General features: G+C 61.4%; 27 protein-coding genes, 2 tRNA genes and 1 pseudogene. 12 read left to right on the forward strand and 18 right to left on the reverse strand.

Features of this window, described 5'->3' with window-relative positions:
- The first annotated feature begins 58 nt into the window (after positions 1 to 58).
- Entirely contained in the window at positions 59 to 670 is a 612-nt protein-coding gene (locus tag HFX_RS01265; protein ID WP_004058318.1) for an L-threonylcarbamoyladenylate synthase, read from the forward strand.
- Here the strand turns inward: HFX_RS01265 and HFX_RS01270 are convergent, their stop codons facing one another.
- Entirely contained in the window at positions 671 to 1,333 is a 663-nt protein-coding gene (locus tag HFX_RS01270) for a CRISPR-associated protein Cas4 (RefSeq protein WP_004058317.1), read from the reverse strand. It abuts the gene before it with no gap.
- Positions 1,334 to 1,485: 152 nt separating this feature from the next.
- Between HFX_RS01270 and HFX_RS01275 the strand changes: the two genes are divergently transcribed.
- A complete protein-coding gene (locus tag HFX_RS01275) occupies positions 1,486 to 3,099 on the forward strand; it encodes a spermidine synthase (protein WP_004058316.1) in 1,614 nt (537 codons plus the stop codon).
- 32 nt (positions 3,100 to 3,131) lie between these two features.
- On the opposite strand, the gene HFX_RS19915 is transcribed toward HFX_RS01275, so the two are convergent.
- On the reverse strand, positions 3,132 to 3,293 hold the full coding sequence (locus tag HFX_RS19915) for a hypothetical protein (RefSeq protein ID WP_004058314.1): 162 nt from the start codon (positions 3,291 to 3,293) through the stop codon (positions 3,132 to 3,134).
- Between the two features lie 128 nt (positions 3,294 to 3,421).
- On the opposite strand from HFX_RS19915, the gene HFX_RS01280 reads away from it, so the two are divergent.
- Together HFX_RS01280 and HFX_RS20240 are read left to right on the forward strand one after the other, a co-directional pair.
- The gene (locus HFX_RS01280; protein ID WP_004058312.1) at positions 3,422 to 3,607 is read left to right on the forward strand and encodes a hypothetical protein; all 186 of its coding nucleotides are present in this window, start codon (positions 3,422 to 3,424) and stop codon (positions 3,605 to 3,607) included.
- 536 nt (positions 3,608 to 4,143) lie between these two features.
- Entirely contained in the window at positions 4,144 to 4,377 is a 234-nt protein-coding gene (locus HFX_RS20240) for an SHOCT domain-containing protein (RefSeq protein ID WP_004058310.1), read from the forward strand.
- A gap of 348 nt (positions 4,378 to 4,725) precedes the next feature.
- On the opposite strand, the gene HFX_RS01290 is transcribed toward HFX_RS20240, so the two are convergent.
- Both HFX_RS01290 and HFX_RS01295 read right to left on the reverse strand, forming a co-directional pair.
- Positions 4,726 to 5,112, reverse strand: coding sequence for a type II toxin-antitoxin system VapC family toxin (locus tag HFX_RS01290; protein ID WP_004058309.1), 387 nt, complete (start codon positions 5,110 to 5,112; stop codon positions 4,726 to 4,728).
- Positions 5,109 to 5,333 carry an antitoxin VapB family protein gene (locus HFX_RS01295; protein WP_004058302.1) on the reverse strand — a complete coding sequence of 75 codons (225 nt, stop codon included), beginning with the start codon at positions 5,331 to 5,333 and terminating at the stop codon, positions 5,109 to 5,111. Before HFX_RS01295 ends, HFX_RS01290 begins: the two co-directional genes overlap by 4 nt.
- A gap of 68 nt (positions 5,334 to 5,401) precedes the next feature.
- On the opposite strand from HFX_RS01295, the pseudogene HFX_RS20590 reads away from it, so the two are divergent.
- Positions 5,402 to 5,800, forward strand: a pseudogene (locus HFX_RS20590) (HVO_A0114 family putative DNA-binding protein).
- 3 nt (positions 5,801 to 5,803) lie between these two features.
- On the opposite strand, the gene HFX_RS01305 reads toward HFX_RS20590, so the two are convergent.
- The 5 genes from HFX_RS01305 to HFX_RS01325 all read right to left on the reverse strand — a co-directional run bounded on the left by HFX_RS01305 (position 5,804) and on the right by HFX_RS01325 (position 11,140).
- Positions 5,804 to 6,370 (reverse strand): hypothetical protein, encoded by a 567-nt coding sequence (locus HFX_RS01305; protein WP_004058298.1) that lies wholly within the window; start codon positions 6,368 to 6,370, stop codon positions 5,804 to 5,806.
- Between the two features lie 173 nt (positions 6,371 to 6,543).
- Positions 6,544 to 6,616, reverse strand: a tRNA-Pro gene (locus tag HFX_RS01310).
- A gap of 48 nt (positions 6,617 to 6,664) precedes the next feature.
- Positions 6,665 to 8,521 (reverse strand): SLC13 family permease, encoded by a 1,857-nt coding sequence (locus HFX_RS01315; protein WP_004058296.1) that lies wholly within the window; start codon positions 8,519 to 8,521, stop codon positions 6,665 to 6,667.
- Between the two features lie 90 nt (positions 8,522 to 8,611).
- A complete protein-coding gene (locus HFX_RS01320) occupies positions 8,612 to 10,666 on the reverse strand; it encodes a DEAD/DEAH box helicase (RefSeq protein ID WP_004058294.1) in 2,055 nt (684 codons plus the stop codon).
- Between the two features lie 90 nt (positions 10,667 to 10,756).
- Positions 10,757 to 11,140 carry a cupin domain-containing protein gene (locus HFX_RS01325; protein WP_004058293.1) on the reverse strand — a complete coding sequence of 128 codons (384 nt, stop codon included), beginning with the start codon at positions 11,138 to 11,140 and terminating at the stop codon, positions 10,757 to 10,759.
- A gap of 85 nt (positions 11,141 to 11,225) precedes the next feature.
- Here HFX_RS01325 and HFX_RS01330 point away from each other — a divergent pair, with 85 nt between their 5' ends.
- The gene (locus HFX_RS01330) at positions 11,226 to 12,398 is read left to right on the forward strand and encodes a M50 family metallopeptidase (protein WP_014732077.1); all 1,173 of its coding nucleotides are present in this window, start codon (positions 11,226 to 11,228) and stop codon (positions 12,396 to 12,398) included.
- Positions 12,399 to 12,419: 21 nt separating this feature from the next.
- Here the strand turns inward: HFX_RS01330 and HFX_RS01335 are convergent, their stop codons facing one another.
- Positions 12,420 to 13,292 (reverse strand): competence/damage-inducible protein A, encoded by an 873-nt coding sequence (locus HFX_RS01335; protein ID WP_004058289.1) that lies wholly within the window; start codon positions 13,290 to 13,292, stop codon positions 12,420 to 12,422.
- A gap of 140 nt (positions 13,293 to 13,432) precedes the next feature.
- Here HFX_RS01335 and HFX_RS19040 point away from each other — a divergent pair, with 140 nt between their 5' ends.
- Positions 13,433 to 13,597 (forward strand): DUF1059 domain-containing protein, encoded by a 165-nt coding sequence (locus HFX_RS19040; RefSeq protein WP_004058287.1) that lies wholly within the window; start codon positions 13,433 to 13,435, stop codon positions 13,595 to 13,597.
- Between the two features lie 452 nt (positions 13,598 to 14,049).
- On the opposite strand, the gene HFX_RS01340 is transcribed toward HFX_RS19040, so the two are convergent.
- A tRNA-His gene (locus tag HFX_RS01340) sits at positions 14,050 to 14,122 on the reverse strand.
- 125 nt (positions 14,123 to 14,247) lie between these two features.
- Here HFX_RS01340 and HFX_RS01345 point away from each other — a divergent pair.
- Positions 14,248 to 14,709, forward strand: coding sequence for a DUF5814 domain-containing protein (locus tag HFX_RS01345; protein WP_004058285.1), 462 nt, complete (start codon positions 14,248 to 14,250; stop codon positions 14,707 to 14,709).
- Positions 14,710 to 14,750: 41 nt separating this feature from the next.
- Here HFX_RS01345 and HFX_RS01350 read toward each other — a convergent pair whose 3' ends face one another.
- From HFX_RS01350 to HFX_RS01360, 3 genes are all read right to left on the reverse strand, one after another.
- The gene (locus tag HFX_RS01350) at positions 14,751 to 15,164 is read right to left on the reverse strand and encodes a ribbon-helix-helix protein, CopG family (protein WP_004058283.1); all 414 of its coding nucleotides are present in this window, start codon (positions 15,162 to 15,164) and stop codon (positions 14,751 to 14,753) included.
- Between the two features lie 155 nt (positions 15,165 to 15,319).
- On the reverse strand, positions 15,320 to 15,910 hold the full coding sequence (locus HFX_RS01355) for an RPA family protein (RefSeq protein WP_004058281.1): 591 nt from the start codon (positions 15,908 to 15,910) through the stop codon (positions 15,320 to 15,322).
- Positions 15,911 to 16,846, reverse strand: a complete 936-nt coding sequence (locus tag HFX_RS01360) for a hypothetical protein (RefSeq protein WP_004058279.1) — start codon at positions 16,844 to 16,846, stop codon at positions 15,911 to 15,913.
- A 148-nt stretch (positions 16,847 to 16,994) separates the two neighbouring features.
- Between HFX_RS01360 and HFX_RS01365 the strand changes: the two genes are divergently transcribed.
- Complete coding sequence (locus HFX_RS01365; protein ID WP_004058277.1) at positions 16,995 to 17,279, forward strand: DUF7091 family protein; 285 nt, start codon at positions 16,995 to 16,997, stop codon at positions 17,277 to 17,279.
- A gap of 75 nt (positions 17,280 to 17,354) precedes the next feature.
- Entirely contained in the window at positions 17,355 to 18,359 is a 1,005-nt protein-coding gene (locus tag HFX_RS01370; protein ID WP_004058276.1) for a mannose-1-phosphate guanylyltransferase, read from the forward strand.
- Between the two features lie 10 nt (positions 18,360 to 18,369).
- On the opposite strand, the gene HFX_RS01375 is transcribed toward HFX_RS01370, so the two are convergent.
- The 3 genes from HFX_RS01375 to HFX_RS01385 form a co-directional block, all read right to left on the reverse strand.
- On the reverse strand, positions 18,370 to 19,155 hold the full coding sequence (locus tag HFX_RS01375) for an SDR family oxidoreductase (RefSeq protein ID WP_004058273.1): 786 nt from the start codon (positions 19,153 to 19,155) through the stop codon (positions 18,370 to 18,372).
- Positions 19,156 to 19,280: 125 nt separating this feature from the next.
- Positions 19,281 to 19,778: a Tfx family DNA-binding protein gene (locus HFX_RS01380; RefSeq protein WP_004058272.1), complete on the reverse strand. Its 498-nt coding sequence runs from the start codon at positions 19,776 to 19,778 to the stop codon at positions 19,281 to 19,283.
- Positions 19,779 to 19,854: 76 nt separating this feature from the next.
- Positions 19,855 to 20,322, reverse strand: coding sequence for a TRAM domain-containing protein (locus HFX_RS01385; protein WP_004058269.1), 468 nt, complete (start codon positions 20,320 to 20,322; stop codon positions 19,855 to 19,857).
- A gap of 122 nt (positions 20,323 to 20,444) precedes the next feature.
- Between HFX_RS01385 and HFX_RS01390 the strand changes: the two genes are divergently transcribed.
- Positions 20,445 to 21,014: a hypothetical protein gene (locus HFX_RS01390; protein ID WP_004058267.1), complete on the forward strand. Its 570-nt coding sequence runs from the start codon at positions 20,445 to 20,447 to the stop codon at positions 21,012 to 21,014.
- 106 nt (positions 21,015 to 21,120) lie between these two features.
- On the opposite strand, the gene HFX_RS01395 is transcribed toward HFX_RS01390, so the two are convergent.
- The gene (locus HFX_RS01395) at positions 21,121 to 22,116 is read right to left on the reverse strand and encodes a radical SAM protein (RefSeq protein ID WP_049917446.1); all 996 of its coding nucleotides are present in this window, start codon (positions 22,114 to 22,116) and stop codon (positions 21,121 to 21,123) included.
- Between the two features lie 120 nt (positions 22,117 to 22,236).
- Here HFX_RS01395 and HFX_RS01400 point away from each other — a divergent pair, with 120 nt between their 5' ends.
- The gene (locus HFX_RS01400; protein ID WP_004058264.1) at positions 22,237 to 24,123 is read left to right on the forward strand and encodes a prolyl oligopeptidase family serine peptidase; all 1,887 of its coding nucleotides are present in this window, start codon (positions 22,237 to 22,239) and stop codon (positions 24,121 to 24,123) included.
- The last annotated feature ends 7 nt before the right edge of the window (positions 24,124 to 24,130 follow it).

Here is a 24,130-nt window from a genome sequence, read left to right on the forward strand (position 1 = left end):
TTCGACTTTGTAGCCCGGTTTCGTCACGCTTTTTCGCCGCTCTCGCCTTTACTCATACATGAGTGACGACGACGTGAAACAGGCTGCCGACGCCATTCGCCGTGGCGAGGCGGTCGTCTACCCGACCGAGACGGTTTACGGGATGGGGGCGGATGCGACGAACCCGGACGCCATCGAACGCGTCTTCGACATCAAGGGACGCGACCGGGACAAACCGCTCTCAGCTGGCTTTCCGGACGTTGACGCCGCGCTCGAATACGTCGTCGTCGACGACCGCGAGGTGGCCTTCATGCGTCGGTTCCTCCCCGGTCCGGTGACTGTCGTCGTCGAGCGCCGCGACAGTCTCCCAGACGTGCTCGTCTCCGGCCGCGACCGCGTCGGCGTTCGCGTGCCCGACCACGACCTCGCACTCGACTTCTTCGAGCAGGCCGGAACACCCGTAACCGCCACCAGCGCGAACCGCTCCGGAACGGGCAGCATCACCAACCCGTCGCAACTTTCCGACGAAATCCGCGAGGCCGTCGCGTTCGTCCTCGACGGCGGAACCACACCCGGCACCGAGAGCACCGTCGTCGACCCCGGCCGTGGAATCATTCACCGTCGCGGGGCGATGGCGGATGAGATCGAGGCGTGGCTCGAAACGCACGCTGATTCGGAACCCGAAGCGTAACTACCAGCCCAGACGCGACCGTAACGACCGCGTTTTCACTCCACACTGCTCTCGATAGGCGCATTCGTCGCACTTCGATGAATCCCGCAATCGCGGCGGGACGAAATCGAGTTCGCGAGCGATTTGGAGCGCCCGTCGATACGCGGCCTTGTTCCCCGTCGTGAGTCGGACGGTTCTAACGACGCCGACGGTCGGATACTCGACCAACGCCCGCGACACCGACGTTTCGCGCTCCCACGAGAGCGCCTTCGCAAGCGCGACGGCTCTGACCCGCTGCGGTTCCCACACCCCGCGTTCCGGTGGCTCACCGGACGAAATGAGAGATGGTACGACCGGGTCGCCGCCGAGTTTGTGCGCGACGCCTCGGCAGTCTTTCCCCGTGAGGAGTACGTCTCGGTCGATGGGTGACGAAAGCGCATCCCAGTCGTCCCGTTCGCGGAGCCGACGTAGATTCTCGCGGTACTCGTCTGGCGGCACAGCGAGCGGATAGTGCGCGAGTTCGTCGTCGTTGGCGGCGAGGTGCTTCGGGTACTCGAATGCGAGAGCGCGGATTTCGTTGACTCGCGGCGGCGGTCCTCGGTCTTCGTCGCGGCGGGCGTAATAGAGTTGCCGCGGACAGTAGGCGGCACGGGCGAGGTCCGAGGCGGCGACGAGCGACGACATGGAGGTGCTGGCTCCGTCTTCGGATAAATAGTTCAGTCGCCTCGGTGTATCGGCGTGCAACCTCGTCGCACTCGCTCGCAACCGTTCAGCCGTGGGTGATGCGTTTGGCCGCGGGAGGCAATTAATACGTCCGTGAGTCCAAGGTTACTGTCATGAATTCGACGCCCGAATTCCCCTCGCTTCGGGTGACGCGGCCCGAACTCGCGGTGTTCGTCTCCGGCATCACCAGCATGGGACTGGAGATTCTCGCCGGACGGATGGTCGCTCCCGAGTTCGGGAGCAGCATCTACACGTGGGGGAGCATCATCGGCGTCTTCCTCGCCGCGTTGAGTCTGGGCTACTACCGCGGCGGGAAGCAGGCCACACAGGCGTCGAACGAAACACTCGTGCGCGTGTTCGTCGCGACGGCGGCCTACATCGCTGGCGTCATTTTCCTCGGCGACCTGTTCTTACAGTCGACGGCCAGTCTTCCGCTTCCCAGTCGATTCGCGTCGTTGCCGGCGGTCACGCTCCTCTTCGGCCCACCGACCTACCTTCTCGGGTACGTCAGTCCCTACGCCGCGGAACTCTCCGGTCAGTCGGAGGTCGGTGCCGCGTCGGGGCACGTCTACGCCGTCGGTACCGTCGGGAGCATTCTCGGTGCGTTCGCCACGACCTATCTGCTCATCCCGTCGCTGAGCGTCACCGACATCGGACTGGTGTTTGGCCTCCTGTCGGTTGGCACGGCGCTCGCGCTTGCTCGGCCTAACATCGGACAGGAAGCGGCCGTCTGGAGCGTCGGCATCGTCGTCATTCTGCTCGTCGCCGCGACGACCGGCGGTATCGGACTCGACTCCCGCGGCACCACCGTCTACCACACACAGACCGCCTATCAGGAGCTTCGCGTCTCGGACGCCGACGGCGTTCGAACGCTCTACCTCGACGGCCAACCTCACAGCGCGATGGACCTCTCGGACCCGACCAGACACGTCTTCGACTACACGTCGTATTTCCACGCCCCGTTTCTCTTCTCCGACGACATCGACCGAGTGTTGTTCGTCGGCGGCGGCGGCTTTACCGGTCCCCGCGTATTTCTGGAGACCTACCCGAACGTGACCGTCGACGTGGTGGAACTCGACCCCGAGGTGGTGGCTGTCTCGAAGGAGTACTTCGGCGTCGAGGAGTCCGACCGCCTGAACATCTACACGATGGACGGCCGGCAGTACCTCCGCGAGACGAACGAGACGTACGACCTCATCATCCTCGACGCCTACCGGAAGGACAAGGTCCCGTTCGAGTTGACGACGGTCGAGTTCATGCAACTCACGTCCGACCGCCTCGACGACAATGGCATCCTCTTTGCAAACGTCATTTCTGCGCCCAGCGGTCCCGCCTCGAAGTTCTACCGCGCGGAGTACAAGACGATGCGCGAGGTGTACCCGCAGGTCTACAGTTTCCCCACCGCGGGGAGCGTCGTCGTCCAGAACATCGAGGTCGTAGCGACGAAAAACGACACGCTCGTCACCCGAGCGGAGTTGCAGGCGCGGAATCAACGACGCGACATCGGTATCGACCTCGCGGCCGAACTCACGTCGTACCGAAATTCGACACCGACCGACGACGTACCGGTTCTCCGCGACGACCGCGCACCGGTCGACAGCCTCTTGGACCCGATGGTCGGCCAGCGCTACGTCATCCAGCGGACGAACGAGACGAATCGAACGGAAACCGACCGAAGCGCAACTGCGCGCAACGCGGCCGCACAGAACGCCGCCGCACCCCGATAGGTCCGGATTCCGTCAGAATTCCCGGTGCAGACTCACGTCTCCCCTGACGTGAGTATCGTCGGGATGATGACGCCAACCCCGATGAGAAGCGCCCAGCGAATCCACAACTCTGCGGTGTAGTACCCCGAAACCAACCAGAGCGCGGCACCGAGGAGGACGAACAACACGGTAATCACAAAATCGCGGTGGACCATGGTCTGAGACCTATCACCGACACACCATATGCCTGTTCCCGGAACTCGTCTTTCCGTTCCAGTACCGCCACGACGAATGTGTCAGAGCAAGAAGGCATTTACCGCGAGCGTGTGTCGGTCCGACCGAAATGCAACTCCAACCTCTCGATGTCCTCGGTGGGGTCATGTTTTTCGCCGGACTGCTGGTTATTACGGGTTTGTTTGTTCCCGCGGTCGTCGCAAGCGAACGTCTCGGAACCGGTGCCTCGCTCATGGTGCTCGGGACCGCCGCTGTGGCGGGACCACGCACGTTCAAGACCGCCCTCGACAACTAATTCGCTGACGTACCACAACGTCCGTGTTTTCTATTGAACGGTAGTCAGTAGTCACATTCGACAGCAAGCGACCCGTAGCTATAATTCGATATCTACGTTATCTAACAATATGAGTTCTCAATCGGACACTGCAACAGCGGATGCGGATACCGAGAACCAAAAGAACGAACTGCTTGACCGGGTGCTAAACTTCCTCACGACGTATCTCCCGTGAGTGCTTTCGGGAGTGCAGTCAACGAGGAGTGAGGTCTCAACCTTCGAAGTTCGCGGATTTGAGTGAGTACGCTTCACCGGCTGTTCTACCAGTACAGTTCATCCCGTTGACTTTTTATATACTGGGTGACACGAATTAGCCGATGTATAACTTGGTCCACCGCTACGCGCCGGAGAGTCCCGCTGGGCGGACTGCCGTCGCAGTCGTTTCCTCCCTGATTGGTGTTCCAGTACTCATACTTGCAAGAATAGGTTATGGTAGCAACCTTAGTACTCTCACCTTTCTCTTAGCCGGCCTCGCTCTCCTCGCTGTCGCTTGGTGCTTGACGCTCGGCGTCGTCCGGCAAGCGAATGCGGCACCCGATGCGACGCCATTCACCGAACCCCAAACTGATGAGGTGTCCGAATCATCGACCGAGACCCCGGTCGAAACGCTTCGACGACGATACGCGGAAGGTGAACTCAGCGACGACGCGTTCCAACGACGACTCGATAACCTCCTCGAAACCGAATCGTTGGGCCGGGACGAGACTGAGCCTGAACGCGTATTCGAGTGAGCGTACACCTCGACAGTCCGCTTCAACCCAACTAGGGTTCGTCTGTAACTGGGTGAAACGGGTTCCCAAAGAAGAAACTGGAGTCGTGGTTGCGAACCTGAAACACCCAACGCTCGGGATTCATGCGTTGACGAGACTCTTGGTCTCGTTCGCCCACCAGAACGCTCCGCGTTCTAGGGACGTCTTCAGGGCAGGAGGATATCAATTTGATTCCTTGGACTGTGCCTGCTATCGCTTGCATTGTTTGGGCTGGTGAGGCTGGCTTCGTCAGCGAAACCAGCAGTGTAATTTCGAGACGGCCTGTAGACTGTTCAGTAACCGAAGCGTCCGACTAGCACCGGTAGACGACTACTCTCGGTAATTAACCGTCACTAGTCCATCGACGTGGTCGAAATGGCTGTCTGCGGTGACGAGCGTTCCCCCCGCCTCACGAACGACACCCGCGATGAGCGTATCCAGTGCGCCGATGGGTGTCCCGTTAGCATGGAGTTCCGCGTCAATCTTCGCCGCTTCTGCAGCGCCATCGATGGTAAGTGGGAGTGACTCTAACCAGTCCAACCCGTCGCGTGTACTTTCGACACCGTCCGATCCGCGTAGTCTCGCACCCCCAACAAACACCTTGTGCAGCGCGACCGTCGGAGCGAAGTATGGTTGCTGGCTTTCTTCGAGGAACTCCGCGATAGCTTGCTCTCCCTCCAAGTAGTCAATGAGAGCGTTCGTGTCGAGGCAGTTCACAGTGATGCCTGTCGATTCTCGAAGTCTTCGTCAAACTCCTCTTGAGCGTCTTCCACTGCCTCACGAAGGCCCGACTCTTTCCACGAACCGAAGCCCTTCATTACGTCTTCCTCTCCTCCAGTGACTCGAAGAAGAACGTCAGTGAAGCTCTCGTCACCGCGCTTCATCGCACGAAGTCGCTCGTACGCTTCCTCGGTCACAGTGATTGTCTTCGTTGCCATCACGTAAACATACACGTACACATGGAAATGAGTTATGGAGGTCCAACACTATGTTTGGTACCTAACAAATGACAAAACTCAAAGTGATAGTTGGTAGGCGGAGTACTCTCGACGAGTGCGCACGCTAACGAATCAAGGCCGCACAGGAAGACGAAGAAATCGAGGATGCACATCTAATCCTCAACTTCGAATCGTACGCTGAACTCGGCAGACTGCTCAGCCCGAAGAATCTGAGATTGCTGGAAGCAATCGCCACGGACTCACCTCAGAGTATCCGCGAGGCTGCGGAGTTGATGAACCGTGATTACAAGCAGGTCCACCGGAACCTGACTGAACTCGAAGATATCGGCGTTATCGAATTCGAAGGTGGCGAATCGGGGCTACGAAAGAAGCCAGTGGTAGCCTACGATGGTCTTGAAATCGACTTTCCATTCGACAAGTCGAGCGGCTCCGACGTGACCCAATAACCCTCACTCTTCAAGAAAGACGGCGAAGTCACGAGCCGGTGAGCGAAACCTGGCTTCATCGATCCAGCGTTTGAGGTACTCATCAGCGGTCTCTGCCGAACGCTCACTGACCTTCGACCTCCTTCGGCGCGAAGACCTGCGTCCAGGTGACTTGTGCGTAGTCCGACCACGTTTCCGGGAGGCCCACGAGAAACCGAACTCGTCGACGAGAGTCGCCGGGGTGATTTTCGCAGCGATGATGTCACGCGCAGGGGTCGGCGCATAGACGGTGAAGAGGTAGACACCGCCCTCCTTGAGGAGGTGCTCGTGCTGGCTCCGCCGGGGAAGGAACCGTCCGCGGCGCTGCGCTTCGCCGTCGGCGCCCATCGCGCTCTTGATTTCGACGACAGCCCCGGGTTCGAGCAGACAGATGCCGACGAACGGGTGGTCACGACTCGGCGTGAGTAACTCGGTGGTGAGCGCGTCGTAATGTTCGTGCTCGTGGTCCGAGACGTGACGCAGTTCTGTGTGAACCTGAAGAAGGGTCGTTTCGACGGTGTCTCCCGCCTTCCGAGAGGGCGCGAGACTCATGCGCAGACCCCCGTCTCTTCGGGTGGAAAACAACCGGCAAAGTACGCTGGTTTACTTATATACCCAATGGGACCGCCCGGATTTGAACCTCACTCGCTCACTGCGTTCGCTCCTTGGTTCAAATCGGACGGTTGTCACTCTTTGGCTCATCACGTTGTTCTTCGCACAAAGAGTGGGACCGCCCGGATTTGAACCGGGGTCACGGGCACCCAAGGCCCGAAGTATACCAGGCTAACCCACGGTCCCGCATATACGTCTCTCCCCGTCTGGGAGTAAAGAGTTTCGTTCCTCGTTTCACGTCAGGGGGAAGAAATACGCCACCCCAATCGTCGTCACAACCCCGAGAACCAACTGGAGCGGGCCGCCAACGCGGATATAGTCCGAGAACTTGTATCCGCCCGGCCCGTAGACGAAGAGATTCGTCTGGTAGCCCACCGGCGTCATGAACGCCGTCGACGCGGCGAACATGACCGCGAGGACGAACGAGAAGGGTCGCGCGCCGAGCGTCGTCGCGGCCTCGATGGCGACCGGAATCATGAGCACGACGCTCGCGTTGTTCGAGATGATGTTCGTCAACAGCGCCGTCACGAAGTAGAACACCCCGAGCACTGCAAGCAGCGGGAGGAACTCACCACTCATCACGACCATCTCCGCGAGGAGTTCTGCGGCCCCGGAGTTCTCCATCGCGATGCCGAGCGGGATGACGCCAGCCAAGAGGAAGATAACGTCCCACTGGACTGCGTCGTACAGCTCGGTCGGTCGGAGACACCCGGTGGCAACCATCACCAGGGCTCCGAGCAACGCCGAAACGACGATGGGAAGGAAGTCAATCGCGGCGAGTGCGACGACGCCCGCGACGATGCCGACGGCGACCGGAATCTTCGACTCGCGGTAGTCGTGGCGTTCGATTTCTTGGGCGACGATGAAGTTGCGATTGTTGTCGAGGCGTTCGATACTGTCGACGGTTGCCTGTACGAGAAGCGTGTCACCGACGCGAAGCGGGAGGTTGTCCATCCGTCGCCGAATCAACTCGCCGCCACGACGGAGCGCGAGCACCGTCGCGTCGTACCGCTGTCTGAAACTCGTCGTCGCGAGCGACTCGCCGACCAGCGACGACCCCGGCGCGATGACGACCTCGACGAGGTTCTGACCCTCGTCGGCGAGTTCGAGTTCGTCCTCGGTGATGGTGTCCGGAACAAGGTCGAGGCCCTCCATGTCGAGCAGTTCGACCAGCGTGTTGCGGTCGGTTCTGAGGGTGAACACGTCGCCCGGCCGAATCTCCTTTGGCCCGAGCGGTTCGAGAAAGACGCTGTCGCCGCGAATCAGTTGGAGGAGGTCGACGTCGAACTCCGTGTCGACGAGTACCTGCTGCACCTGCTGCCCGACGAGTGGGGAGTCCTCGCGGACGGCGACTTCAGTCAGGTACTCGGCCATCTCGAACTCCTCGGTCAGGTCGCCTCGCGGTTCGATTCGTGCGGGCGTGAGTCGTCGCCCGACGGTGAGGAGATAGACCATGCCGACGGCCATGACGACCGCACCGAGCGCGGTAAACTCGAACATCGAGATGGGCGCTTCGCCCGTGATGCGCGAGTACACGTCGCTGGCGAGAATGTTGGTCGAAGTGCCGATAAGTGTCAACATCCCACCGAACATCGAGGCGTACGACAGCGGTAAGAGAAGCTTCGACGGCGACGTTTTCCCGCGTTCTGCGAGGTCGGTTACCATCGGCAGCAAAATCGCAACGGCGGCGGTGTTGTTGATGAATCCCGAGATAGGACCGACGACGCCGACGGTTGCGCCGAGTTGTCGAAACTCGCTGTCGCCGGTGAACGACGAAATTTTCGCACCCAGCATCTGTACGAGGCCAGTTCGCTGAATACCTTCGCTCAGGATGAACATCGCGAGTACGGTCAGTGTCGCCGTGTTGGCGAACCCGGAGAGCGCGTCGCCCGGATACGACTCGAAGAGCGTGATGGGTGCGCCGAGGAGTCCGACCGAGACAAGCGCCTCGGAGACGGGTTGAATCACCATCAGCGTCACCATCACGCCGATTGCCGTCACGTCGACGGGGACCGGTTCGGTTGCAAAGAACACCAACGCGACGAGGATGACGGCGAAAACGACGAGGATGCCCGGCGTTATCGCTACCACGCGCTCACTGACGTACTGGTATCCGAAAAGCGTGCGGGGTTCAGAACCTGATGGCGGTCCAGCACCCGCAAATGGTGTTGTGGCCGACCGTTATCGTCCTTCTTCGTCGAGTTCGAGGTCGGCGATGATTTCGTACGGCGAGTAGCCCTTTCTAATACCGTCGAGGATGCGGAACGCCTCGTTCGGCGAGAGGAACTGTTTCGTGACGGCGAGACCGAGCGGCGTCGGGTCGAGTCCGTCGATAAAGTCCCATTCGAGAAGTTTCCCGACCGTGTGCGTAGTCGGAATCTCGCCGAGCATCCGGGTGTTGAGCGCCTTCGCCTTCTTGCCGGCGACGACGATGTTCGCCAAGGTCTCTTCGACGGCCGCGGACTCGTCGTAGACCGTTCTGACCTCCTCCATCTCGCCTTTGAGGAGTTTGAACGCGACTTCGTCCTCGGTCATCTCCATCGTGTTGTGATAGCTGGTGTCGGGTTCGACCAGTAGGTAGACGACGCCCTTGTCGTGGTAGTCGGGTCGACCGGCACGACCGAGCATCTGGCTGAACTCCTGTACTGAGAGCCACTCGATACCCATCGCCAGCGTGTCGAAGATGACTTGCGACGCCGGGAAGTCGACACCGGCGGCCAGCGCCGCCGTGGTCACGACGGCAGCGAGGTCTTGATTGGCGAACTGGCGTTCGACGCGCTTTCGCTGTTTGTAGTCTAATCCGGCGTGATACGGCGCGGCGTTGTAGTCGATTTTTCGCGCAATCTCGTGACAGCGCCGCCGCGAGTTGGTGAAGATAATCGTCTGCCCGCGGTATCCCTTCGACGATTTCGTGTCGAACGCCTGCCTGACAAGGCGGTTTTCGATTCGGGGTTTTTCTTGCCCGTCGGCGAAGGTGACGTGTCGCTCGATGGGAACCGGCCGGTCTTCGTACTCGACGAGGTTAGCTCGGAGATTCTCCGCCAACCACTTCGGGTTCCCGACCGTCGCAGAGAGGTAAATCCACTGCGCGCCGTCGTACTCGTCTCGTCGCTCGGCCCGCTCCTCACAGAAATGCTTGAGCCGGGAAATCATCCCGTCGAGGCGGTGGCCTCGCTCTTCTTCCTTCAGCGTGTGTACCTCGTCGATAACGACGGTCCCGATGTCGCCGAGGTCTTTTCCCGTCCGGAGGGCATGGTCGATTCCCTCGTAGGTGCCGACGATGATGTCGGCGTTTGGGTCGAAGCGGTTGCCGTCGTCGTTGATTCGGCTGGCTCCGACGCGAATCGTCACCTTGCCGAGGTGGCCGTAGCGGTCCTGAAAGTCCTCGTGTTTCTGGTTCGCGAGCGCGACGAGGGGGACGAGAAAGAGCATCTTTCCGTTCCCTTTGAGCATCCGGTCGATACCGGCGAGTTCGCCGACGAGCGTCTTCCCGGTCGCGGTGGCGCTCACCACGAGTTGGTCGTCGCCGTCGAGCAGTCCGTTGTCGATAGCGAGACTCTGGACCGGAAGCAGCGTGTCGAACCGCTCTGTCAGCATCGACTTCAGATTCGGGTGGAGGTCGAGTGTGTCCGTCTCGACCAAGTCGATGTCTTCCGTCGTCGCACTGATGGTGTCGAACTTCGTCAGGTCGGGGTCCAACTCGCCCTGCAGCAGGTTCGTGATACGGGTCAGGTCGCCCGTCTCGTAGAGGAGTTCTTCGAGGCGTTCTTGGGCCGCCTGCGTGAGGCCACCTGCGAACGACAGTTCCTGTTCGAGTTCGCGGACTGCGCAGTCACGGCAGACGTGCTCGTGTTCGGCTTTGATGGCCGTATCGTCAGTAATTGGCGAATACCGGCCGTTAACTGCACACCGACGGCAGGTCCGCACCGCGACAGCCTCAAGCTGGTAGCCGTCGAGCATCTCTTTGAGTTCCTCGCGGGCGTTTTTCGGCGTCTGCTGTGAGATGCGGATTCGAGCAGCTGACCGGGCGAGTTCGACGAACTGACTCGGGTCGCGCGGTGATTCTTCTCCCTTCCGAATCACGAGAAATCGGAGCGGTCGGGGCCCCGCGTTCGTCTCTTTGAGTTCGAGTTTTCCGCGGAGCACCCGCTTTCCATCCCGGCGGGCGACGACGAGATAGTCGTCCCCCGTCTGATGGAGAAAGACCGTGTCGACGCGGGTGACCTGTTTAGACACGGTGCGTGCTACGGCGACGTGGTATTTCAGGGATTCGCCTGCGCGCTCTCACACCCTACCGTCGCATGCTCGCGTTCTCGCGTCGCCCGTTCAGGACTCGTCGGTGAGTTCGATGGTGTCGTCACCGTTCGGCACAGCACAGAGGAACGAGCCGTCCTCGTCGGACTCGTTTCGGTACCAGTGGACGACGCCAGCGGGAATGAGAAGCGAGTCACCCGCTTCGACCTCGTACTCCTCGTCGTCGATGCCGACGACATACTGTCCCGAGAGGACGTACTGTTCGTGTTCGACCTCGTTGGTGTGTTTCGGAACCGACGCGCCAGCGTCGAGGACGAACCGTCTGATGGCGAAGTTCGGCGCGCCGTCGTCGTCGGAGAGGAGGACGCCTTTCGCCATCCCGTCAGCCGCACCCACTGACTCGTACTCGATATCCGTGCTTCGTTTTACAACTGGGTTGGGTTGGGAATCGCTCATATCTCACCGTGGATTGCCGCCCCGCGTAAGCCTTCCCCCATTTTCTGGCCTGACTGCTTAAGGTTCTCCCATGGTTATTACGGGTATGCGAGGAATCCGCATCGGTAGCGCCTTCGGCATCCCGATCAGGTTGGACCTCACCTTCCTCATCGTTCTCCCGCTTTTCGCGTGGCTTATCGGGTCTGACGTCGCCAATCTCACGCTCGTCATCAACGAACTCTTCGGCACGAGTATCGATGGCGCTGCCATCTCTGATGGGTCGCTCCAGTGGATACTCGGCGGTGCGGCCGCAATTGGGCTGTTTGCCGGTGTCCTCCTCCACGAGTTCGGTCACTCGCTCGTCGCCATGCGGTACGGCTACGAAATCGAGTCTATCACCCTCTGGCTGTTCGGCGGCGTCGCCCGTTTCAAGGAGATTCCGGAGGATTGGAAACAGGAGTTCACCATCGCCGTTGCAGGACCAATTGTCTCGGTCGCTATCGGTCTCGTCTCCTACGCCGGATTCCTCCTCCTTCCTGAATCGCAAGCACCCGCACAGTTCGTCCTCGGCTACCTCGCGTTGGTGAATATCACACTCGCCGCGTTCAACATGCTTCCCGGCTTTCCGATGGACGGCGGGCGCGTCCTCCGTGCAATTCTCGCCCGCAGCCGCCCCCACGCGAAAGCGACGCAGATGGCCGCCGAAGTCGGGAAGGTGTTCGCCTTCCTCCTCGGGATTTTCGGCCTGTTCTTCAACCTCTTCCTCGTCGCGCTCGCCTTCTTTATTTACATAGGCGCGTCCGGCGAGGCCCAACAGACCGTCCTCAAGGCGACGTTCGAGGACGTAGTCGTGCGTGATATCATGACTCCCAGAGAGAGCCTCGATGTGGTCGATGAGACGACCTCTGTCGCGGAACTCCTCGAACGGATGTTCGTCGAGCGACACACGGGCTACCCCGTCCTCAGAAACGGCGACCTCGTCGGCATGGTCACCCTCGACGACGCCCGCAGCGTCAAAGAAGTCGAACGCGACGCCTTCCGCGTCGACGATATCATGAGCAACGAACTGACGACCATCGACCCCGACGCCGACGCGATGGATGCTATCGCCCTCATGCAGGAGCGCAGTGTCGGTCGTCTCCCGGTCGTCGACGAGACGGGGGACCTCGTCGGTCTCATCTCCCGGTCGGACCTCGTGACCGCGTTCAACATCATCCGCAGTCGCGGGTCACTCGACGCGATGCCCCGTTCGGATGCCAGTTTCGCCCAACTCCGCTAACGGGCCGAGGTGTCTGCCCCCCTATTCTCCGCCCGCTTTCGGTTCGTCTTCCCCCGTTCTGTCGCTCTCTTTCGGTTCGTCTTCCCCCGTTCTGTCGCTCTCTTTCGGTTCGTCTTCCCCCGTTCTGTCGCTCTCTTTCTTCCGCTCCCGTGCCGCTTCGGTCGCCGCCTCGCTCTCGTAGAGGTCGACCGTCGCGTGCTCCCAGACCCACGCCACGGCATCGTCGAGGACGACCGGGTCGGCACCGGAGAGTTTGATTCGCGTCGGTCCGCCCCGATTCGGATAGCTTCCGACTTGGACGCCGAATCGCTCGGCGACGATGCCGAGTTCGCGGGCGACTGCTCCCTCGGGTGCGTCGGCGTAGAACTCCCGTGACTCTCGGTCGCTGGCGAACCGTTCCGCGATGGACTCGAATATCGGCTTCATCTCCTCCGGGATGCCCGGCAGGACGTAGACGTTCCCCGCCCGGCACCCCGGTGCGAGTCCCTCTCCGTTCGAGAGTACCTCCGCGTCTTCGGGCATCGATGCATACCACGCCACGTCGAGGTCGAAGTCGATATCGGGCCGTCGTTCGAGAATGGCCTCGATGGTCGTTTCGACCTGCTCGGCGGCCGCGTCGTTGACGACGAACTCCCGGTCGAGACCGGCGGCAACGGCCTCCATGGTGATATCGTCCGGCGTCCCACCGAGACCACCGGTGACGACGACTGCGTCGAAGGCGTCGCGCCACTCCGAGACGACGTCGGCGATGACTTCGTGGTCGTCCGGAACCGTCTGAATGCGCGCTACCGTCGCTCCGACTTCGGTGAGTCGCCGGGCCAACCACGTCGCGTTCGTGTTCTCGATGTCGCCCGCGAGGAGTTCGTTGCCGACGGTGAGGATGGCGACCTGCATGGTGTATTGGTGTGGTCGGTGAGAGAAAGACGTACCTCCTTTGCATGTGCTCTCAGACTCGGTTGTACCCATCGCGCACAGGTACGCAACGATTATTCTCGTCTGTGGTCTAGGTTGGCACGCGGCAGTGGTGAATCAGAATGACAAAGCGAGTTGTTTGCCGAGACGCAGGCCACGACTGTGATTTCTCGGTCCAATCTGAGAACGAAGCCGAACTCATCGAGTTCGTCCAGCAACACGCGGAAATTATGCATGACCTCCAACTGTCCGAATCAGACGTACGAGGGCTTGCAGTCTCGGTCTGACTGCTCATTTTTGCCGATACCCTGGTGCGCACGCGCGACGCTGACGACTACGTGAGCACACGCTCAAACGGTGAGAATGTAAAGAAGGTCCAGGTGCGAGAATTGAATGCCGTGAGGCTGCGCCGTACGTACTCACGCACGTACTCACGCTCGTTTCACTCGCGTGAACCTCAGTCGCTCTGCTCACTTCGTTCGCATCGCTCCCTGGTTCAATTCTCTCGGTTAAACTTCACACATTCTCGAACGGGTCTCGCGGTGCTCACTGGCGTGAGCACACGCTCAAACGGTGAGAATGTGAAGAAGGTCCAGGTGCGAGAATTGAACTTTTGGTCACTCCGTTCGCTGACACTCACTTCGCTCCTGAGTTCAATCTTGCAGTCACACCTCACACCAAATTTCAGGAGGGCTCGCACACGCTACGCGGTGCTCGCCGGTTGAAATTTGAAGAAGAGGTCCAGGTGCGAGAATTGAACCCGCGTCTCAGCCTCCACAAGGCTGAAGGATAGTCCACTACCCCAACCCGGACACGCTGCATCCATCTGTAATTCGCTACGATTAAAATACGTTACGACTCGGGGGCAGTGCGACTCAGACCCGCACACCCGCCACCGAGAATCTTTTGCACGTCACCACCCAAGGGGTGTCCAAGCGTGGCTATCACGGACAAAATCTATCTCAAAAACCACCGCCAAATCGTCTCGCAACTGGATACGAACATCCCGAAACGCGTGTTTAGCGGTGCGACCCTCGAAATTCTCTACTCCGGCGAGGGACTCTCGAAAGTCGACGACGCCACCCGGGACCGACTGCTCGACTTCGCACAGGACTTCCTCGACTGTGAGAACTCCGACGACATCTACACCGGCTACCCCGAGCGGAAATTCATCGAATACCTGCTCGAACTCCGCGCGCAGGGACTCGGCCCCGACGCTATCGTCGACGTGATGAGCGACGACTACATGGTGTACGCCTACCCTGGCGACGTGCTCTCGTTCCTCGACAATTCGGTACGGACGCTCGAGTCAGTCGAAGCGCTCGCGGATGTGGAAGGCGACAAAGAGATGCAAGACGAAGCGCGACGGGCGAAGAAAGACCTCGTCGGCCCTCGTTGAGGACCAACACTAACCGAATCGCCGTCTGAGACGACCGACTCCTATCCGAGTCGGAACGACTGTTCGTCGCCCGCATCGAGGTCTTCCAGTTGGATGACCTCCTCGACGTCGTCGTGGTCGCTTTCTACCTGTTCGCGGAGGTAGTTCACGTAGCCCTTGTGTTCTTCGAGCTGTTCGCGGAGATGCTCGGCCTCCAGTTCGAGGCGCTCGTGCTCGCGGATGAAGCTCTTCGGAACCTCGACGGTCGGCGGGAAGGACTCCTCTTCGCCGTCTCGCAACTGCTCTAATTCGTGCTTGGGGACGACCTGCACCTGACCGTCGTGGGCAACTAACGTGTCCACGTAGTCGCGGAAGACGGCGGACAGGGAGATGTCCCGCTCTTCGGCAATCTCCCGAAGGGTCTCGAACGCGTCTTCGTTGACGCGAAACGAGATGGTTTTGTTCTTGTTGCCCATGATACTCGTCGGTCTGTATTCCGGACACTTAACGTTTCGTCAGACGAGCGGGGGCACTGACCGTACTCACGACAAACGACGATAAAATGGGGCGTGTGACGGTGGAAAACCGTCCGTCGGTTCGGGAGAACGCGGCCAATGCGGCCGGTGGGGTCCTACGCGTTCAGTTCGTCAGTCTGTTCGAGGCTTTCGAGCGCGGCGATGGCGGCGCGCTTGTACTCGTCGGGGTCGAGTTCGTAGTGCTCGCGGGCCATCCGCGCGTACTCGTTGCCTTCGTCGTCGAACGCCTCGATTCGGTCGAGCGTCTTCTCGGCCGTTTCGGTCACCCAGCGGTCGCGCGTCGCCGCATCGACTTCGGTGATGGACTCGGGGCGGACAGAGACGTTGATAGTCCCGTCGTCGGTCTCGTAGGTCCGTGGCTTGCCGACGACCGCGACGTAGGCGGGTGCTTCGAGGTCACGCAGTGTACTTGCGGCCTCGGGCTGGTACTGACCGGCGTAGACGAAGAACGTCCCTGTCGGGTCGACGATGCGGCCGCGCCAGTACTCGTTGTCTTCGCCGACGTCTTCCTTCTCGGTGAGGGTGCCGACGAGGAAGATACGGTTGGCGCTTTCGCCCGTCGGGAGCAGCACGTAGACGGGTGCGCGCTCGTCGTCGGATTCCTTGAACGTGTAACCGGCGTCGTTGAACTCCTGTGCGAAGACGCGCCGGGCGACCTCTCGGGTGGGGATATCGTTAGAACTCATTTACATCGACCTCGCTTTGATGAGCAGTTCTTCGGCGTCAGCAGGCTCACTCAGACGCTCGATTTCGTTGGCGAGCACGTACCGGCCCAGCGTCGGGCCAGTGACCCGGTAGTAGTACCCCACGAGGTCACCGCGCATCTCCTCTTCGACGATGGTGGTGTCGAGGGCGTCCATGGCCATTTGCTTCGCTTCGTCCAGCTCGATGCCGGTCTGTGCTTCGGTCATCTCGCGGTTGAAGATGACTTCGTGAACCTCGTCGCCGTCGTCGACGACGGCCTTGATGCGGAGGTCGAATTCACCTTCGACGTTGCCGTGCTCCGAACAGCGCCCGTTCTGCAGGACGCGCGTACAGCCCTCTTCGGGGCAGCGCTTGATGAGACCGCTCCCGGATTGCATGTCCACGAGTGCCCCCTCGACGGTGGTCGAGTCGTCGCCGACTTCGATTTCCTCGTCGAGTTCCGCGATGCTCGTCGTCCGGTTGAGCTTCACGGAGAAGTTGCCCTGGTACTCGTCGGTGACGACGTTCCCGAGCGCGTACGACTTCCCTTCTTCGAGTTCGGGAAGTTCGGACGTAGTGAAGGAGACGAACTTCATCCGGCCGGATTCGTCGCCGAGCAGGCCGACCTGTGCGATGGCCTCGTTCTGGGGTTCCCAGAGTTCGACGACCTTCGCGCGCACGTCGACCCACTGTTCGTCCTCGTCGATGTCGTTGAGCAGGGTCTGTTCGTTTCCGCCGGCACCGCCGCCGAGTTCGTCGCGTTCGATACCCGCTTCGTCGAGGTAACTGTTGACGACACTCCGGCGTGCTTCGTCGACGGGGACGCGGTATTCGCTGACGAGGCTTTCGAGTCGTTCTTCGACCTCGTCGGTGGACACGTCTAAATGGTCCGAGAACTGTTCGGCTATCTCCGCTGCGTGGCTTCGCAAATCAGTCATGGTCTACCTCGCCTCCACCTTGGTTTCCATTGGGAGGCATACGGACGTTGGCCGCGTACTCATATAAAAATGTCTGAGCCGGAGTGAAAGTAAAGCGCGAGTCCCTGAGAGCGAGGAATTGATAGCCACGGGGCACACATCCGTTACCATGGACGACCGCCTCGAAAGCATCATTCGAAGCGCCGCCCGCACCGCTGGCAAGCGCTACGAGGAGGTCAAGCGCGCCTATCAGGACGGTCAGCAGACATCCGAGGTTCTCGATTCGCTCCCGCAAGACGCGGAGGGCGGCGCGAAAATAGTCTGTCGCCGACACGTCGAACGCCGCGCCGTCGCCATCGACGCGAAAGGTCGCCCCGCCTGCTTCGACCCCGACCACCCCGACTGTCGGGGCTGCGTCGAGGATATCAGGGAAGGTATCGTCGAGACGTGGTAGGGTGACGGCGTGGGAGGAACAAAACCAGCACCGGCGACGTGGTAGGATTTTGTGGCTGTAGCGTGACCGCTCGGTATGGACCGCCCACTCGTCGCACTCGTCCTCGCCGGCGGCACCGGCACGCGTCTCTACCCCGCAAGCAGAAGCGACCGTCCCAAACAGTTCCTCCCGCTCGGCGGCGACCAGTCGCTCCTCGCAGAAACCGTCTCGCGCGCCGATTTCGCCGACCACGTCGTCGTCTCGACGCGCCCAACATTCGCCGATGAGATAGCAGACCATGCCCCCGACGCCGAAGTCGTCGTCGAACCCGCCGCGAAGGACACCGGTCCGGCGCTCGTCTACGCAACCCACCGAATCGCTGAGTTGTACGACGACCCGGTCGTGGTCGTCCTCCCGAGCGACCACCACGTCGGCGACGGCTTCTCCGAAGCGATGGCCCGTGGCGCGCGTGTCGCTGCCGAAACTAACTCTCTCGTCGCCTTCGGCGTCGACCCGACGCGCCCAGATACCGGCTACGGGTACATCGAACCCGGTACGGAACGCGGCGACTACTACGACCTCGCCGCGTTCCACGAGAAACCGGATGCCGACACGGCTACCCGATACGTCGAAGCGGGCTATCTGTGGAACGCCGGTATGTTCGCGTGGACGCCCGAAGCCCTCCTCGCGGCCGCCCGCGACTCGCCGCTCGAACCGCTCGTCGACGCACTCGACGCAGGCGACACAGAAGCCGGATTCGAGGCGGTCGACTCGGTCAGTATCGACTACGCCGTCATGGAACGCGCCAGAGAAGCGGCGGTCGTGCCCGTCGACTTCGAGTGGGACGACGTGGGCGCGTGGGACGCGCTCGCTCGCGTGCTCAACGCCGACGAGAATGGAAACGTCGCGCTCGGAGACGACCCGGTGTTCGTCGACGCCGCTGACAACGTCGTTGCCACCGACGGCGCGAACGTCTCGCTGGTCGGCGTCTCCGACCTTGCAGTCGTTTCGTGGGACGACCGAGTCCTCGTCGTGCCGAAAGCCGAGGCGCAGAAGGTTCGAGACGTGGTCGCAGAATTGAAAGCCGAAGACCGGTTCTGAAACCGACGACTCAGTCGCTCCGCAGTCGCCCGCCGTCTACGGGCACGCACGCGCCCGTCACGAAACTTGCCCGGTCGCTGGCGAGGAAGGCGACCACGTCGCCGAGTTCACGCGGATTACCGACGCGGCCCAGCGGAATTCCGTCGGACCACGCGGCGAGGCCTTCTTCGTAGGTGTCGTGCTCGCCGCGCTCGACAGCGGCTTCGACCAACTCCTCGATGCGACTCGTTTCGTGGGCACCGGGCAGGACCGCGTTCACCCGCACGCTCGGTGCGAGTTCGCGCGAGAGCGACTTCACGAGACCGATAACACCTCGGCGAACCGAATTCGAGAGGATAAGGTCGTCGATGACCTCCTTGACCGATGTGGAGGTGATGCAGGTGATAGTCCCGGCATCACTCGCTTCGAGGTGCGGGCGAGCCGCCTTGACCGTCCAGACGGCGCTCATGACGAGCATGTCGAACGCGCCGTACCACTCTTCCTCCGTCAAATCGGCGAATCCACCCGGCGGGACGCCACCGGCGGACGTGACGACATGGTCGATACTGCCGAACTCTTCGACTGCAGCCTTGACGAGCGCGTCTATCTCCTGCTTGCTCGTGATGTCCGTTTCGACGCCGAGCACGTCGCCGTCGAGTCCGCTCAGCTCGTCTTCCGTCGCCGCGAGCCGTTCGGGGTCGCGGCCGCAAATCACGACGTTCGCACCTTCGTCGGCCAGCGATTCGGCGCTTGCGCGTCCGAGTCCGGCCGAACTCGCCGTCACGACTACTGTGTCACCGTCGATTCCGAGGTCCATGTGTGAGCCGATAGAAGCGGCGAGCAAAAACGTCGGGCATCGCGGCAGTTGTCAGGCATCGCGGCAGTTGTCAGGCATCGCGGCAGTCGTCGACCCGTTCGCTCTACAACCGAGGATGGCCGACGCTACACCCTGTTGGCGTGGCGGCGGACGCGGACTCGCCCGTTGCTCGTGACGCCGACGAAGAGTTGTTCTTTGACTTCTCGCCCTTCGACGGCATCGCCGGCGGCATCGGAGACGATTTTCATCAGGTCCGGAGCGGTATGGTCGACTTTCACGCCGGCGTCGTCGCAGGCGTCGTACACCTGCTTCGGCACGTCGTATAGGTCGCTTCCAACCGGCACCTCGACGCGAACGGGTGCGGTGAGGGTATCGACGAACGTGACCGTCTCGCGCGCTTTCTCGACGTTGTCTCGGGCGCTCGATTCGATACTGGAGACGTTCGCGCGTGAGGTTCCGAGGTAGTCGGCGATGGTCGCTTGGCGAACGCCCTGCTCGCGCAGCGCGAGTACTTCGGCCTGTCGGCGGGTGAGGACGCTCGTTTCGGGGTCGAACCCCGCTCTGTCGAGCAGTTCGTCCGCGTCGGGGACCGTCTCGTCGTCGTCGCGTCCGGCGTCGCTCATACAACGGGGTAGTTCGCGGGAGTGAAAAAAGATACAGCAGGCTGACTGTCCACCGAAATTCGGTGTCGGGGTGTCGTTATTCGCCCCAGAAGTTATCTCGGCTTCCGAGTGCTTCCGGTCGCTTCGGCCCGCTGCGGTCGCGCTTTTGGTTCGCCTCGGGTTCCGAATCGGAGTCTGTGTCGGTCTCGGACCCTTCCGCTTCGGGTTCGAGCGGAAGGCGTTCGACAATCTTCTTCGCGCGAGCGTGACTTCCCTTCACCCGGTCGATGCGCACGACGGCCCGTGCGTCCGGGAGAAGCCCGTCGACGAAGACGATGAAGCCATCTTCGGTTCGACCGACGCCAGCGCCGCTCTCGTGGATGTCTTCGACGGTGACGACGACTTCCTCGCCCGGCTTGACCGGTTGTTGTTTCAGTTCGTGAATGGGCCGTTCGTAGTGGTCACACCACTCAGCGCCCCCGCGGTCACCGTAGTACTGACACCCCATCCCCTTGATTCGCTCTGAGAAGCTCGGGCACTCGTCCGCGAGTGGACAGTCCGACATGCGCGGAGGTACACTATGGGCACTCTAAACGCTTGCGGGTAGGTCGTCACCCTCCCAAACCTTCTTTATCGACTGTATTCCGCCCCCGAAACCCTTTCTGCTGCTCGCACCAACCCCGCGACATGACCGAGCGCGTCCCCGAATTTGCCCTTCTCGTCGGTGTGTTTCTCGGCCTTTCGGCGGCCGTCTCCGGTGCCGTCCTCACCGGCGAGTTGTTCCGCCCGATTCTCACTGGTGTGGTCGTCTGCTATCCCTTCGCCGCCTTCGGCGTCGTCCGCTCTGATGACCCGAGTGAGGCGCTTCCGCCTCGTTTCGTCACCGCGCTCGGCACTGTCCTCGGCGTCGTGACTCTCCTCACCGCGCTCCTCGAACGCCCCGGCGACGTCCTCTCGGGGCTCGTCGCCAGTCTCGTCGTCGCCCTCCCGCCGGCCGCCTACGCCACGCGCTTCGGTGCCGACGTCAACCCGCTGTCGCCTGTCCAGACGTTCGTGGTGACGACCGCCGTGGGCGCGCGTTTCTCGCCTTTGCGCCACTCATCGGCACTCTCAGTGCCGTCGTCGGTCTGTTGGTTGGGCTCTCGGGCGCGCTCTACGCCGACGCTCGTGGCTTGCGTCCCACCCACCGCCAGCGCCGTCTCGGTATCGTTGCCGGGGTACTCGCCGGCGTCGCAGTCGCGTGGTTCGCCCTCGTGATGCACTTCCCGCTTGCTCCCACGACGGCAGCGGTCGCGGCGCTCGTACTTGCGCCGAGTCTGTTCGTCGCGATTACGCGCGAGTTGTAGAAATCTGGACCAAAAATTCAGGCGAGCGGCGTTCGCTCTACGACCGTCCCATCGTAGGTCGGGTACTGCTCGACGATTTCGCCGTCTTCGACGTCACCGTCTTCTATCATCTCTTCGAGGAGCCACCACGCGACCTCGACGTGATTCGACTTGATGCTGTAGAACTCGTCGGGCACGCCGAGTTCGATAAAGCGCTCGGCCGGGGTGTAGGTCTTGCCGTAGACCAGCGTTCCGTCGTCCGTCACCTCGTCGAAGGGGCGGCTCAGGTTCCGAGCCATCCGCTTGAGTCGGTTACGGTGCTGGGCGGCGTCCTTGAAGACAGAGGTACAGAAGTAGACGCGCTCGTGGTCGCCCATCTTATCCAGGATGGCTTCTTTCGAGCCGTCGACCGCCGACATGTGACCGTCCTGAAGTTCGTAGCCCTTCTCCTGCATCCGGCGGTAGTTCCCGTCGGACATCTCGAACTCGTTGATGTTGCAGAACTCCGCAGCACCCTCGTCGAGGAAGTCGAGGAACTCCTGTTCGGCTCGGATACCCGGAATTTCGAACGCCGGAGTGAGTCCTTCTTCGCGGGCGATGTAGAGGATGTCCTCCCACTCGGTGCCGTGCATGTCGCCCCACAGTTCGAGCGGCGGGTGGAAACGAATCTCGTCGAGACCAGCCTCGGCGAGTCGGCGCATGTTCTCGCGGCCGCCGGGAATACCGGTGTAGAGGTGGATGTGGTGGTCCTCGCCGAATTCGTCCTTCAGAAGTGAGATGTAGTGACAGGTCTTGTCGAGCGCCTCTTGCGGTTCTCCGCCAGTAATCGAAGAGCCGAGCGCGTCCATGCGCTTTGCCTCCTCGATGACATCGTCGTCGGATTCGACGAGTCGCTCGTTTGCGTACACGTCGGTCACGTTCTTGCGATTCTCGCCGAGCGGGCAGTAGAAACAATCACGCTGGTCGCAGTACCCGTAGACGAACATCACCATCTTTCCGCCCATGGCGCACTGTTCGCAGCCCTTCGAGATCATTCGTTGAACACATGCTATACGTCCCACGTGCAAAAACCGTGCGAAACGCGGTTCGAGCAGGCCGTCCACTTTCACTCTGTAGGGGTTAGATTGAGGTTCACACCCGCACGTGTTAGTAGCATGTCAGAACATGGCATAGAGGTGGTGTTGGAACGGTTGGCGCGTCTCCCGACAGTCGCCCACCCCACTGTTTCCCCCGACGGCGACGAAATCGCCGTCTACTACGACGGAACTGGTCGTAACGAACTCCACGTCCTCGACGCTGAGACCGGCAATATCGAACAGTGGAGCGACGGCGAGGTGCCGCGAAACGCCCGCTGGCCCGTCGCTTGGGGCGCCGATGGCGAACGCGTGTTCTTCCACCTCGATGACGACGGTGACGAACAGAACGATATCTACGCTATCGACCGCACTGGTGCCGTCGAAGCTGTCGTCGAGATGGAGGGGCAAGTCAGTCTCAACGATGTGGAGTCTGACGGCGAGGCGTTGCTCGTCGGTTCGACGCGAGACGGCCAGATGAACCTCTATCGCCGCGACTTGTCGACGGGTGAGACGACGAAACTAACCGACTACGACCGCGCGGTGGGGGCAGCCAGTTTCTCCCCCGACTACGAACGAATCGCGTACGGGGCGAACGAGTCCGACGATGACGCTAATCTGGACGTGTACGTCGCCGACACCGACGGGTCGAACCCGCGGAAGCTCGAACTCGGCGAGGTTGGTGCAGAGACGACACCCGTCGATTGGGGTCCCGAGAGCGAACGGCTGTTGGTGTCTGACGACTCCACGGACCTGAACCGCTGCGGTGTCTACGACCTCACTGTTGACGAGGTGACGTGGTTCGGTGACGGCGACTACGAGGAAACCCCCGTCTCGTTCGTCGACGACGGTCGAAAGTTCGTGGCGACGCAAATGCGCCGCGCCACGACGATTCCCGTGGTCTACGACATCGACTCGGGGGCTGTCCACGAGTTTGACCTTCCCGAGGGTGTCGCCGGGTTCGGGTGGCAAAGCGAGCGGAACCTCACCGGGAACCGCGTCCTATTGACCCATACGACACCGACGCGCCGGACGGAGCTGTTGGCGTACGACTTCGAGACCCACCAACGTGAGACGCTTCTGGAAGCCGACCACGGCGATTTCTCCACCGACGACTTCGCGGACGCCGAGTACTTCCGATTCGAGTCGAGCGGCGTGCCGGAGACGCCCGCGAAGGCCGTCGAACACGACCCCTACGACGAACTGGAGATTGGCGCGCTCTTCTACGACTCCGGTCTGCGTCCCTCGCCGCTCGTCGTAAACCCGCACGGCGGTCCACGAGCGAGAGACAGCAAGTCGTTTGACCTCTACACGCAGGTTCTGGTCCAATGTGGCTTTTCCGTCTTGCAGGTCAACTACCGTGGCTCGACCGGTCGCGGCCGCGAGTTCGTCGAGGAACTGTACGATGACTGGGGCGGCGCAGAGCAGGGCGACGTCGCAACGGCGGTCGAACACGTCCTCGACACCTACGACTGGCTAGACGAGGACCGCGTTGTCGTCTTTGGCGGGTCGTACGGCGGCTACTCGACGTACTGGCAGGCGGTGCAGTATCCCGACCTGTACGCCGCGAGCATCGCGTGGATTGGCGTGACCGACCTCCACGACATGTACGAAAACACGATGCCGCACTTCCAGACCGAACTCATGGAACGCTACCTCGGCGACCCCGACGAAAACGCCGACCTGTACGAAGAGCGTTCACCGACCACCTACGCCGAGAACGTCGATGCGCCGTTGTTCATCCTCCACGGCGTCAACGACAGGCGCGTCCCCGTTTCGCAGGCCCGACGCTTCCGCAACGCGCTCGACGAACACGGCTACGAGGAAGGGACAGACTACGAGTACCGGGAACTCGGCGCCGAGGGACACGCTTCCTCGGACATCGACCAGAAGATTCGGACGTTCGAACTGCTCGCGGACTTCCTCGGCCGACGAGTCGGAACGACGATGGCGTCCGCCGACGACTGACAGAACC

Source organism: Haloferax mediterranei ATCC 33500 (assembly GCF_000306765.2).
GTDB classification, from domain to species: Archaea; Halobacteriota; Halobacteria; order Halobacteriales; family Haloferacaceae; genus Haloferax; species Haloferax mediterranei.